Annotated in this window: 9 protein-coding genes; 1 reads left to right on the top strand and 8 read right to left on the bottom strand. The window is 70.1% G+C overall.

The genetic code is table 11. The features are described 5' to 3' along the window. Positions 1-132: 132 nt before the first annotated feature. The 8 genes from OHT01_RS32915 to OHT01_RS32950 form a co-directional block, all read right to left on the bottom strand. Entirely contained in the window at positions 133-1,683 is a 1,551-nt protein-coding gene (locus OHT01_RS32915) for a GMC family oxidoreductase (protein WP_328556738.1), read from the bottom strand. Positions 1,684-1,699: 16 nt separating this feature from the next. Next, entirely contained in the window at positions 1,700-3,262 is a 1,563-nt protein-coding gene (locus OHT01_RS32920) for an APC family permease (RefSeq protein ID WP_328556739.1), read from the bottom strand. 142 nt (positions 3,263-3,404) lie between these two features. Continuing rightward, positions 3,405-4,871, bottom strand: a complete 1,467-nt coding sequence (locus OHT01_RS32925) for an aldehyde dehydrogenase family protein (protein WP_328556740.1) — start codon at positions 4,869-4,871, stop codon at positions 3,405-3,407. Beyond that, positions 4,864-6,009, bottom strand: coding sequence for an aromatic ring-hydroxylating oxygenase subunit alpha (locus OHT01_RS32930; RefSeq protein WP_328556741.1), 1,146 nt, complete (start codon positions 6,007-6,009; stop codon positions 4,864-4,866). Before OHT01_RS32930 ends, OHT01_RS32925 begins: the two co-directional genes overlap by 8 nt. 11 nt (positions 6,010-6,020) lie before the next feature. Then, a complete protein-coding gene (gene solA / locus OHT01_RS32935; protein ID WP_328556742.1) occupies positions 6,021-7,175 on the bottom strand; it encodes an N-methyl-L-tryptophan oxidase in 1,155 nt (384 codons plus the stop codon). A 47-nt stretch (positions 7,176-7,222) separates the two neighbouring features. Beyond that, positions 7,223-9,679 (bottom strand): GcvT family protein, encoded by a 2,457-nt coding sequence (locus tag OHT01_RS32940; protein WP_328556743.1) that lies wholly within the window; start codon positions 9,677-9,679, stop codon positions 7,223-7,225. Between the two features lie 69 nt (positions 9,680-9,748). After that, positions 9,749-10,834: an S-(hydroxymethyl)mycothiol dehydrogenase gene (locus tag OHT01_RS32945; RefSeq protein ID WP_328556744.1), complete on the bottom strand. Its 1,086-nt coding sequence runs from the start codon at positions 10,832-10,834 to the stop codon at positions 9,749-9,751. A 334-nt stretch (positions 10,835-11,168) separates the two neighbouring features. Next, a complete protein-coding gene (locus OHT01_RS32950; protein WP_328556745.1) occupies positions 11,169-11,990 on the bottom strand; it encodes an IclR family transcriptional regulator in 822 nt (273 codons plus the stop codon). 214 nt (positions 11,991-12,204) lie between these two features. Between OHT01_RS32950 and OHT01_RS32955 the strand changes: the two genes are divergently transcribed. Beyond that, entirely contained in the window at positions 12,205-12,525 is a 321-nt protein-coding gene (locus OHT01_RS32955; protein WP_328556746.1) for a bifunctional 3-phenylpropionate/cinnamic acid dioxygenase ferredoxin subunit, read from the top strand. The last annotated feature ends 14 nt before the right edge of the window (positions 12,526-12,539 follow it).

The following is a 12,539-nucleotide window of genomic DNA, read 5'->3' on the forward strand; positions in this document are numbered from 1 at the left end:
TTCCCCCCCCCACCCGGGACCGTCCGCGGACGGTCCCGTGGTTGCACGGGACCGTCGATGGGCGGTCCCGCGGTTCCACCGGCCTCTCCGCGGGCGTTCCGCGGTTCCCCGCGTCTCGCGCGGGGTGCTGTCCTAGGCGTCCTCCTTCAGCAGGTCGGAGCACTTCTCGCCGATCATCATCGTGGTGATGCACGGGTTCACGGAGATCAGATCCGGCATCGCCGAGCCGTCCGCGACCCGCAGGCCCTCGACCCCCTTGACCCGCAGCCGCGCGTCGAGCGGGGCCGAGGCGTCGTCGTCCGCGCCCATCTTCACGGTGCAGGACGGGTGGTAGACGGTGTTGTGGGTCCGGTGGATGTAGTCGAGCAACTCGTCGTCGGACCTGATGTCCGGCCCGGGGGCCAGCTCCGCGCCCGCCCACCCGCTCAGCGCGGGCCGTGCGGCGATCCGCCGGGCCAGCTTCAGCCCGTACGTCATCACCCGCACGTCGTGTTCGTGCGTGAAGTAGCGCGGATCGACCCTCGGTTTGTCCCGGTAGTCGCGGGTGCGCAGCCGCACGGTGCCGCGGGACTTGGCGCGCGTGACGTTCGGGGTGAGGCAGAACGCGTTCTCCGACGTGGGGAATCCGTGCCGCGCGGTGTTCATGTCGAAGGGCACCGAACCGTAGTGGAACATCAGGTCCGGCCGGTCCAGGCCCGGTTCGGTGTCGTAGAAGATGCCCGCCTCCCACCACTGGCTCGACGTGGTGGGCATGGGCTGCCGGGCCTCCCACATGATGACGCCCTCGGGGTGGTCCTGGAGGTTCTCGCCGACGCCCGGCGCGTCCACGGCCACGTCGACCCCGACCTCGCGCAGATGTCCGGCGGGCCCGATGCCCGACAGCATCAGCAACTTGGGCGTGTCGATGGAACCGCAGGACACGATCACCTCACGGCGGGCGCGGACGGTCCTGGTGTGGATCAGATCCGGGTCGAGGTACTCGGCGCCGACACACCTCCGTCCTTCCAGGACCAGCTTCTTCGCCCGCACCCCCGTCCGCACCGAGAGGTTCGGCCGCTTGCCCATGAACGGGTGGAGGTACGCGACCGACGAGGACTGTCTGATGTTGTTCTCGTCGGAGTTGATCTGGAACCAGTTGGCGCCCCGGACCACCGTCCTCCCGCTGTTGAACGGCGTGGTCGGGATGCCCTCCTGGGCGCACGCCTCCAACAGGGCCGCGCCGCACGGGTCTTCGCCCTTCAGCGTGCGCACCTTCACCGGGCCCGTGCGGCCGTGATGGTCGCCCGGAGCGTCGTTGGACTCCAGCCGCCGGTACAGCGGGAAGAGGTCGGCCGAACTCCAGCCCGTACAGCCCGCGGCGGCCCAGGCGTCCAGGTCCTCCGCGGGTGCCCAGAAGGCGATGCAGGAGTTGTGCGAGGAGCAGCCGCCGAGCACCCTGGCGCGGGCGTGCCGCATGAAGCTGTTGCCGCTGGCCTGCGGCTCGACCGGGTAGTCCCAGTCGTAGCCGGATTCCAGCAGGCCCATCCAGCGGTCCAGTCTGAGGATGTCGTCGTCGCCGACGTCGCTGGGTCCGGCCTCCAGGACGCACACGCTGACGGACGGGTCCTCGCTGAGCCGGGCCGCGACCACATTGCCGGCGGTACCGCCGCCCACCACGACATAGTCGAACTCATCGTTGCTCATGAGCTGTTGGCCTCCTTCAGTCGGCCGCGGGAGTGGTGAGCGGAGCCGTGGCGGCGGGGCGCAGCCGGTGTTCGTCGAGGACGCCGGTGCGGTGCCGCTGGATGAACCAGTAGTAGGCGAAGCCGCCCGCCCCGATGACGGCCACGAACAGCACGGCGCCCCAGCGCAGATACCAGTGGAACGGCGCGGCGGCGTTGTACACCTCGGCGCGCGGCCAGATCAGGTTGACGGTCATGGCCGCGCCCCAGACCACGGCGACGATGTTGACGAGAAGGCCCCAGCGGCCCAGCGAGAACTTGCCGTCCCCCGCGGGCTGCCACGTGCCGCGCAGCCGGGACACCAGCATCGGCACGGTCACGCCGAGGTAGGCGAGATAGATCATGACGATGCCGATGCTGGTGACCACGGTGAAGATCTGCGGCTGGCGGATGTTCACGACGAGGATCGCGACGGCCAGCACGCCGATGATCACCGCCGGCAGTACCGGGGTCTTGAAGCGCGGGCTGACCCGCGCCATCAGCGAGGATCCGGGCAGGTTGTTGTCCCGGGACATCGCGAAGGCCAGCCGGATCGCCGCCGTGTGCACCGCGAGCGCGCACACGGTGACGGCTATCAGCACGCACCACAGCATCGCCTTGCCCGCCGTCGGGCCGAGCACGTCGAGCACGATGTACTGCAGACCCTCCGTGGACAGCTTCTGCCCCTTCAGGCTGGAGACGCTCATCAGCGCGAGCAGCAGCACCAGGCCGCCCAGGACGAACGAGGCGACGATCGCGCGGATGATGGCGCGCGGTGCGTTGCGGGAGGGGTCCAGGGACTCCTCCCCGAGCGAGGCCGCCGTGTCGAAGCCGTACATCACGTACGCCGACGCCAGCGAGGCCACCAGGAACGCGCCGAGATAGCCGGTCGAGTGCCCGGTCCCCGTACCCGCCGTCTCCGTGACCACCTGCGGTCCTCGGGTGATGTGGACGGCGAACAGCACGATGAGGACGACGGTGGCGATCAGCTCGATGAAGACGCCCGCGCTGTTGATGGTGGCCATCAGCTTCACACCGAAGGCGTTCACCAGGGTCGTGAAGAGGATGAGCACCGTGGCCAGGACGACCGCGTTGGTGGCGACGTCGTACTTCCCGGTCCCGTCCCCGACGAACTGGAAGAAGGAGGAGATCTGCGGGAGCGTCAGCTGATAGGCGAGCGCCACCGCCGAGATCGTCACGATGGAGGCGATCAGCATCATCCAGCCGGCCAGCCAGCCGAGATGCGGATTGCCTATCTTCTTCGACCAGTTGTACACGGAGCCCGCCACGGGATAGCGCGCGGCCAGCTCCGCGAAGCAGAGCGCGACCATGAACTGCCCGGCGAAGACCATCGGCCAGGACCACCAGTAGGCGGCACCGCCGCTGGCGTAACCGAAGTAGAAGAGCTGGAAGGTGCCGGTGAGGATGGAGATGTAGCTGATGCCGGCGGCGAAGGTGTGGAAGTTGCCGAGGGTGCGCTTGAGTTCGGGTCGGTAGCCGAACTCGGCGAGCTCGGCGTCGTCGTGATGGTGTGGTCCGGACGGTTGCTCGGTGGTCTTCATGAGCGGACTCCAGGTGGGCCTGGGGACGGGGTGAAGGAGCGGCTCGTGCGGGTGCCGGGTTCTTTGGTGGGGCGGCACGCGGGCAGCGTGCCCGCGTCGGTGGGCCGGGGCGGCCGGAGTGCGCCGCCCCGGACGATCCGGATCAGGCGAACCAGCCCTGCGGGGACGGGTCGGTGTTGCGCCAGATGTGCTTGGCCTCGCGGTACTCGGCCAGCCCCGACGGCCCGAGTTCGCGGCCGAGGCCGGACTGCTTGAAGCCTCCCCACTCGGCCTGCGGGACGTAGGGGTGGTAGTCGTTGATCCACACCGTGCCGACGCGCAGCCGGGCCGCCACGCGCTGGGCCTTGGCCCCGTCGGTGCTGAAGACGGCGCCCGCCAGCCCGTAGACCGTGTCGTTGGCGAGGCGTACGGCCTCGGCCTCGCCGCTGAACCGCTCCACGGTGAGCACGGGCCCGAACGACTCCTCCTGGACCACGGACATGTCGCCGCTGCACTCGTCGAGGACGGTCGGCGGATAGTAGAAACCCCTGTCGAGGCCGGGTCCCGTCGGCCGTGCGCCGCCGCAGCGCAGTACGGCTCCCTCCGCCAGCCCCTTGGCGACGTACGCCTCGACCTTGGCGCGATGCGCCGCCGAGATCAGCGGCCCGGTCTGCGCCGACTCGTCGAACGGCCCGCCGAGTCTGATCCCCGAAGCCCGCCGAACGAGCTCGTCGACGAACCGGTCGTGCAGGGTGTCCTCGACCAGCAGCCGCGCACCCGCCGAGCAGACCTGCCCGGAATGCAGGAAGACCGCGGTCAGAGCCATGTCGACGGCCGTCTCGAAGTCGGCGTCGGCGAACACGATGTTCGGGTTCTTGCCGCCGAGTTCGAGCGCCACCTTCTTGACCGTCCCGGCCGCGGCGGCCATCAGCCCGCGCCCGGTTCCGAGGCCCCCGGTGAAGGAGAGCAGGTCCACGTCCGGATGATCGGCCAGCGGGGCGCCCGCTTCGGGGCCCGCGCCCAGCACCAGATTGGCCACGCCCGGCGGCACACCGGCCTCCTCCAGGAGCCGCATCAGGTGGATCGCCGTGTGCGGAGTCAGCTCGCTCGGCTTGAGGACGAAGGTGTTGCCCGCGGCGAGCGCCGGCGCCACCTTCCAGGCCGTCTGCAACAGCGGATAGTTCCACGGGGTGATCAGCCCGCAGACCCCGACCGGTTCGTACACCACGCGGCTGTCGACGCTCGGCGTGCCCGTCTCGATGACCCGGCCGGTCTCGGCGGCGGCCAGCCGGCCGAAGTAGCGGAAGCAGTTGGCGATGTCGTCGATGTCGTACTCGCTCTCGACGAGCCGCTTGCCGGTGTCCAGCGACTCTGCGCGCGCGAGAGCGTCCTTGTCGCGGACGAGGAGGTCGGCGACGCGCAGCAGCAGGTCGCCGCGGTCCGCGGCCGGGGTCGTGGGCCAGGGGCCCTCGTCGAAGGCGCGGCGGGCGGCGGCGACGGCCTCCACCGTGTCCTTGCCGCCCGCCTCGTCGACGACGCCGACCAGGGAGCCGTCGGCGGGACAGCGGATCTCCCGGGTGCCCTCGTCGAGCGGGCCCCGCCATGTTCCGTCGATGTACAGGTCAGGCACGTGGGCCTCCCAGTCGCGCGATCAACCACTCGTGGAAGATCCCGATGTGATGCTCGGTCGGAACCAGCACACCACCGTTGCGATAGGCCCGGGACGCCATCGCCGGCTGTGTCCTCTCACAGGCTTCGAAGTCCTGCTCGTTCACCCGGTGGAAGAGCTCCACCGACTTGGACACGTCCGCGCCCGACTCGACGACCTCCGGGGCGTAGAGCCAGTCGCACTCGACCACCGTACGGTCCTCGGCGAGCGGGAACATGCGGTGCAGGATGACATGGTCCGGGACCAGATTGACGAAGACCGTCGGTTTCACCGTGATCGCGTAGTAGCGGCGGTCCTGGTCCTCCGCGACCTCGGGCAGTCGGGCGAAGCCCTCGCTGCCGTCGACCGTGAAGCCTCTGATCTCCTTTCCGAACTCGGCGCCATGGCCCACGTAGTACTGCGCCGCGTAGCCCTGCGCGAACTCCGGGAGCACCTCGGTCAGTTCGGGATGGATCGTGGCGCAGTGATAGCACTCCATGAAGTTCTCGACGAGCAGCTTCCAGTTCGCCCGCACGTCGTAGGTGATGCGGCGGCCGAGCGCGAGGTTCTCGGCGCCGTAGTGCTCGATGGCCGCCGCGGTGCCGAGCCGCTCCACGGCCGCGCCCGTCACCGTCTCCTCGAAGGAGGGCGGCTCGTCGGCCAGGCACACCCAGGCGTAGCCGAGCCATTCACGCAGGGCGACCTTGACCAGGCCGTACTCGACGCGGTCCACGTCCGGCATCTTGACCAGGTTCGGCGCCGCGATCAGCTTGCCGTCGAGGTCGTACGTCCAGGCGTGGTACGGGCATTGGAGGTTGCGCCGGACCTCGCCCGACTCCTCGGCGCACAGCCGGGCGCCCCGGTGGCGGCAGATGTTGAGGAAGGCGCGCAGTTCACCCGTGCGGGAGCGGGTGATCAGGACGCTCTCCCGGCCGACCTGGACGGTGCGGAAGGCTCCGGGCCCCGCGAGATCCGCGGAGCGCACCGCGCAGAACCACATCGACTCGAAGATCCGCTCCTGCTCCTGTCGGAAGATCTCCGGATCGGTGTAGTAGCGCCCGGGGAGCGTGGGGATCAGGCTGGGGGAGCCAGGGGACGGAGAGACAGGGGTCGTCGTCACGTGCGTACTCCTCAGGCGGGCGCGGCGGCGAGGCGGTGGGGGTCGAACAGACCGATCGGGTGCTCGGTGGAGCCGTCGAGGGCGAGGTCGGCGAGGATCTCGCCGACGACCGGCACGAACTTGAAGCCGTGTCCGGAGAACCCGCAGGCGACGGTGACGGACTCCGGGTGCGCGGGATGGCGGGCGATGACGAAGTGCTCGTCGGGGGTGTTGGAATACATGCAGGTGGCGGCTTTGAGGAAGGAGCCGGGCAGAGCGGGGACGCAGCGGGACATGTGGTCGGCCATGGCCCGGATCTCGTCCTCGTGCACGGTCCGGTCGATGTCCTCGGGGGTGCACTCGACGCCCTTGCGGAAGAAGGCGACCTTCGCGCCCAGCTCGGGTCCGTCGATGGCGGGGAAGCCGTACACCTGGACTCCGGCCGGGTCCTCCCAGATGTAGATGGGATGCCTCTCGGGCACGAACGGCCCCACCCCGCCCGCCGGCTGGAACCAGTACATGACCTGCCGCTCGATCCGGAAGGGCACTCCCAGATCGGTGAGCAACCGCGGCGCCCACGCTCCCGGGCAGATCACCAGTTGACCGGCCGTGTACGTGTTCTCCGCCGTGTGCACGCGCACGCCGTCCCGGTACGGCTCCCAGCGGGTCATCGGCTCGTCGAAGTGCAGGTCGGCGCCCTGCCGGGTGGCGAGCTGGAGGTGCGCCGCGACGGTGTTCTCGGGGCGGAGGAGTCCCGCTCGCGCCTCGAACAGCGCGACCTCGTCGTCACGCGGATTCAGGGTCGGGAAGCGGCGCCGGATCTCCGCCGCGTTCAGCATCTCGTGGGGCAGGTCCCACCGCTGCGCCGAGAGCAGCGAACCGGAGACGGTCCGTGAGTCCGGGCGCCCGACCATCACGCCGCCGCACAGGGTGGCGATGTCGCGGCCCGTGGCCCGCTCCAGTTCGTCGTACAGCTCGTAGGCGCGCAGCAGCAGCGGGACGTACGCCGGGTCCTCGAAGTAGGACTGGCGGGTGATGCGCGAACCGCCGTGGCTGGAGCCCCGGTTGTGCACGGGGCCGAACTTCTCCAGGCCGAGGACGCGGGCACCGCGGGCGGACAGATGGTGCGCGGCGGCGCTGCCCATGCCACCGAGACCGATCACGATCACGTCGTACGTGGGGGACACAGGGCCTCCTCCTGCCTTTTGGTCCGGCTCTTGACTCCTCATCGGATTCAACGGCGGATTCGGTTCATCTTCGGATCGAAGAGCGGTTCCTCGGCGACGGTCGCGGGGAGCATCTCGCCGAAGTAGCCGATGTGCACGCCCGTACCGGTGGGGAGAGACGGCAGCCAGGCGTACGCGACACAGCGGCCGAGCGTGTAGCCGTACGAGGCGCTGGTCACGTATCCGGCGGGGGCGCCGTCGACATGGACGGGCTCCTTGCCGAGGACGACGGCGGCGGGGTCGTCGAGGAGGAGCGGGGTGAGCCTGCGGGCAGGCTCCTGTGCCGCGAGGGCCTGCAGGGCCTCCTGGCCGACGAAACCATCCTTGTCCATGCGGACGGCGAAACCGACGCCCGCCTCGTACGGATTGTGCTCGTCGGTCATGTCGGTGCCCCAGGCCCGGTACCCCTTCTCCAGGCGCAGGGAGTTGAAGGCCGAGCGCCCGGCGGCGATCACGCCGTGGGGCCGTCCCGCATCCCAGAGCGTGTCCCAGAGCCTGAGCCCCAGGTCGGCCGTGGTGTACAGCTCCCAGCCGAGCTCCCCGACGTAGCTCAACCGCAGGGCGGTGACCGGGACATGCCCGAGGTAGGTCTCCTTGGCGCGGAAGTAGCCGAAGCCTTCGTGTGAGAAGTCGTCGCGGGTCAGCGGCTGGACGAGGTCCCGGGCGAGCGGACCCCACACGCCGATGCAGCAGGTGCCGGAGGTGATGTCCCGGATGTGCACGTCCTGCGGCGCGTGCCGCAGCAGCCAGTCCAGGTCGGCGGGGGAGTTGGCGCCGATCTGGAAGCGGTCGGGCGCCAGCCGGGCGACGGTGAGGTCGGAGCGCACGCCGCCGGTCTCGTCGAGGAGCAGCGTGTAGGTGACCGCGCCGGGCTTCTTGCGAAGGTTGTTGGTGGTCATGCGCTGGAGGAAGGTGAGGGCGCCGGGGCCGGTCACTTCGAGACGGCGCAGCGGGGTCATGTCGTACAGGGCGACCCTCTCGCGGGTCGCCCTCGCCTCGGCAGCGGCGATCGGGGACCAGTAGCGGGCCGACCACGCGTCCCGTTCCGGGAGGGGACCGAGCGTGTCGGTGAGCGGGGCGTTCGCCTCGTACCAGTGCGGCCGCTCCCAGCCGCCGCCCTCCAGGAACCGCGCGCCGAGCTGCTGCTGCCGGGCGTGGAAGGGGCTGACCCGCAGAGGGCGCGGCTGCTCCATCGGCTGGAGGGGGTGCAGGATGTCGTACACCTCGGCGAACTGTTGCGCACCGCGTTCAAGGACGTACGACGGTGAACGCTGTGCGTCCTCGAAACGCGTGAGGTCGCATTCGTGCAGGTCGACCGAGGCGCGGCCGTCGACCATCCACTCGGCGACCGCCTTGGCGACACCGGCCGAGTGGGTGACCCAGACCGCCTCGGCCAGCCAGAAGCCGCGCAGTCGCCGGGACTCCCCGAGCACCGGCATGCCGTCCGGGGTGAAGGAGAAGACCCCGTTGAAGCCCTCCTCGATCTCCGTGGCGCGCAGTGCCGGAAGCAACCGGCGGCAGTCGTCCCAGCTCGGCGACCAGTCCTCCTCGGTGAACGGGTACGAGGACGGCATCTCCCTGCCGTTCGCGCGTGCCTCGTCGTACGGGAGGATCCCGAACGGGTCGACCGGCAGCGGCCGGTGGGCATAGCTGCCGATGCCGATGCGGTCGTGGTGCTCGCGGAAGTAGAGGTCGCGGTCCTGGAAGCGGAGGATGGGCTTCGAGGCTTCGGACTCCGCTCCGGCGAGTTCGGGCAGCGGCCGGGTCCGCGCGTACTGGTGCGCGAGCGGTTGCAGGGGTACGTCGACTCCGGCCATGCGTCCGATGACGGGCCCCCAGAAGCCGGCGGCGGAGACGACGTGATCGGCGCGGAACGTGCCCCGGTCGGTGACGACGCCGGTGACTCTGCCGTCCACCCGCTCGATGCCCGTGACCGTGTGACGGTCGAGGAAGCGGGCGCCCCGCCCGGTCGCGCGCTCCATCTGGGCGCGGGCCGCGAGCAGGGCGCGGGCCAGCCCGTCGTCCGGGGTGTGGAAGCCGCCGAGGACGGCCGACCGGTCGATGAGCGGCCAGAGTTCATTGCACCGGTCGGCGTCGACGATCTCGCCGCGGACTCCCCATGAGGTCGCGTAACCGGCCCTGCGGTGCAGGTCCGCCATGCGCTCGGGGGTGGTCGCGAGCTCCAGTCCGCCCACCTGGTCGAAGCAGGAGACGCCGTCGACCTGGAGGGAGGAGAACTTCTCGACCGTGTAGCGGGCGAAGGCGGTGAGCGTCTTGGAGGGGTTGGTCTGGAACACCAGGCCCGGTGCGTGCGAGGTGGAGCCGCCTGGGGCGGGCAGCGGGCCCTGTTCGAGAACGGTGACGTCGTTCCAGCCGCGGGCGGTCAGTTCGTCGGCGAGTGAACAGCCGACGATACCGGCGCCGATGACGACGACACGGGGACGGGGTGCGTGCGTGCTGGACATGCCCCTCCTTGCCGGGTGGGGGAGTGAACGCGCTCAGGTTGCCGGGGTGTTGGACAGCTCAGCGGGCGGTCACAGGACCACCACCGATCGGAGCACCTCGCCGCGGTGCATCTTCGTGAACGCCTCCTCGACCTGGTCGAGCGAGATCGTCTCGCTGACGAAGGCGTTGAGGTCCAGCAGCCCGTACAGGTACTGGTCGATGAGGAACGGGAAGTCGCGGCTCGGCAGGCAGTCGCCGTACCAGGAGGACTTCAGGGCGCCGCCGCGCGAGAACAGGTCGATCAGCGGCAGGTCGATCCGCATGTCGGGGTCGGGTACACCCACCTGGACGAGTGTTCCGGCGTGGTCGCGCATGTAGAAGGCCTGCTTGTACGTCTCCGGCCGGCCCACCGCGTCGATGGCGATGTCGACTCCGAATCCGTCGGTCAGCGCGCGCACGGCCTCGACCGGGTCCGTTCCCCGGGAGTTGACGGTGTGGGTGGCACCGAACCTTTCCGCGAGGTCGAGCTTCCTGTCGTCGATGTCGACGGCGATGACCTTCATCGCGCCGTTCAGGCAGGCTCCCGCGATGGCCGCGTTGCCCACGCCGCCGCAGCCGATGACGGCGACCGTGTCTCCGCGCCCGACCCGGCCGGTGTTGACCGCGGCGCCGTATCCCGCCATCACACCGCAGCCGATCAGCCCAGCGGCCTCCGGCCGTGCCGCCGGGTCGATCTTCACCGCCTGTCCGGCCGCGACCAGGGTCTTCTCGGCGAAGGCGCCGATGCCGAGGGCGTTGCTGAGCGGGGTGCCGTCGAGGAGGGTCATCGGCTGGGTGGCGTTGCGCGAGTCGAAGCAGTACCAAGGGCGTCCGCGGCGACAGGAGCGGCAGGTGCCGCAGGGGGCACGCCAGGCGAGGACCACGTAGTCGCCGGGGGTCAGGTCGGTGACACCCTCGCCGACCGCCTCGATGGTGCCGGCCGCCTCATGGCCCAGCAGGAAGGGGAACGCGTCGTTGACCGCGCCCTCGCGGTAGTGCAGATCCGTGTGGCAGACCCCGCAGGCCTGGACGTCGACGAGTACCTCACCGGGCCCCGGGTCGGGAACGAGGATCGTCTGCACCTCGACGGGTGCGCCCTTTTTGACAGCGACTACGGCACGGACCTCGTGGGGCACGATCAGCTCCTCTGCTGTTGCGCATTACACGATGGGTTGCGTGATGAGGAACATACTGAGAACGCCGTCATGGGGCCGTCAAGAGGCGGGAGTTAACCCTTGGCAAAAGGAACCGGGGGCCCGAAACGTGGCCGACACACAGTGCCGCGGGGCCCCGGAGAGTCCCGGCCCCGCGCCGTGACGAGGGCGCCCCTTCAAAGGGTGCGGGGCGGGGCGGCGGCGGGGCGAGGTGGTGGCGGTGATGCTCCGCGGCGGAGGCGTCACCGGTCGGGGCCGGCGGTGGCCGGCCCCGAGTGCTCCGGCGGGGTCGGACCGGTCGGCCGCCTCAGCCGTCTCAGAACCCGTAGCCCATCCGGCGGGACAGCTCCGCCCCCGCCGCCACCGTCCGTTTGGACAACTCCGGCAGGCGGTCCGCGTTCAGCCTGTACACCGGTCCCGACACGCTGATCGCGGCGATCACCTTGCCGTCGTGCGCCCGCACCGGGGCGGCCACCGCGGCGAGCCCCAGCTCCAACTCCTCGAGCGTGACGCCGTAACCCTGCTCGATGACGGCTTCCAGCTCCCCGCGCAGGGTCGACGGACCGGTGATCGTGCGCTCCGTGAAGCGCGGCAGCGGGCGGGCCAGCAACCCCTCCCGCAACGTGGGGGACATGTGCGCGAGCAGCACCTTCCCGCTGGACGTGGCGTGCAGCGGAGTGCGTCTGCCCAGCCAGTTCTGAGCCGTGACCGACGCGGTGCCGCGGGCCTGCATGATGTTGACCGCGGCGTCGTCGTCCAGGACGGCGATGTTGACGGTCTCGCCCAGCTCGTCCGCGAGTTCGCGGCAGACCGGGACGCCCTCCTGCGAGATGTCGAGGCGTACCGCAGCCGCTCCAGCGAGGCGCAGCAGGGCCGCTCCCAGGTAGTACTTGCCGCGGTCCTTGGCCTGTGCGACCAGGCCGCGGTTCTCCAGGACGCCGAGCAGCCGGAACGCGGTGGACTTGTGCACGTCCAGTTCCTCGGCGATCTCGGTGACGCCCGCTTCGCCGAGCCGGGCGAGGATCTCCAGCACGCTCACGGCGCGGTCCACCGACTGCACGGCGCTGCCCGCTCCCCTGCCGCTCTGGTTCTCGGGGGTCTCGTCGGGGCGTTCAGCCCGCTTCTGCGTGCGCGTCATAGGTCAACTCTCACCACCTGACGGCCCTGTTCGGGCCGCATCTGCGGGAAGCCCTTGACGAGACGGGATTCCCGCGCGGATTCTGTTGCGCATAGCGCTCCCTCGTGCGCCATACGAAACATCATGTTACCGAAGCGTCCGGAACCCGGAAGGTTCCCGACGATCTGGACCTGAGAGGTCGCGGACGAGAACGTCCGTACCTAGAGGGGGGCCCATGATTCCCGTCTGCCGCCTTGAAGACCTCCCCGAGGGCGAATCCGTCCGCGTCGGGACCACCCCACCGGTCGCCGTGTTCAACGCCGACGGTGAGCTGTACGCCATCGACGACACCTGCACCCACCAGGACGCCTCTCTCTCGGAGGGCTGGCTGGAGGGCTGCCTGATCGAATGCCCGCTGCACGCCGCCTCGTTCGATCTCCGCACCGGCCGGCCGACGTGTCTCCCGGCCCGCCGCCCTGTCCGCACCCACCGCGTCACCGTCGACGACGGAATGATCCACGTCCACCTCGCCGCGGAGGAGGGCTCCGCCGCGTGAACTCCCCGACTCCG

The organism is Streptomyces sp. NBC_00358 (genome assembly GCF_036099295.1).
Classification (GTDB): Bacteria; Actinomycetota; Actinomycetes; order Streptomycetales; family Streptomycetaceae; genus Streptomyces.

What these genes read in the sequence shown, in the direction of transcription:
- OHT01_RS32915 (WP_328556738.1), bottom strand. Translation starts at nt 1,683, where the DNA reads ATGAGCAACGATGAGTTCGACTATGTCGTGGTGGGCGGCGGTACCGCC.
- OHT01_RS32920 (WP_328556739.1), bottom strand. Translation starts at nt 3,262, where the DNA reads ATGAAGACCACCGAGCAACCGTCCGGACCACACCATCACGACGACGCC.
- OHT01_RS32940 (WP_328556743.1), bottom strand. Translation starts at nt 9,679, where the DNA reads ATGTCCAGCACGCACGCACCCCGTCCCCGTGTCGTCGTCATCGGCGCC.
- OHT01_RS32950 (WP_328556745.1), bottom strand. Translation starts at nt 11,990, where the DNA reads ATGACGCGCACGCAGAAGCGGGCTGAACGCCCCGACGAGACCCCCGAG.
- OHT01_RS32955 (WP_328556746.1), top strand. Translation starts at nt 12,205, where the DNA reads ATGATTCCCGTCTGCCGCCTTGAAGACCTCCCCGAGGGCGAATCCGTC.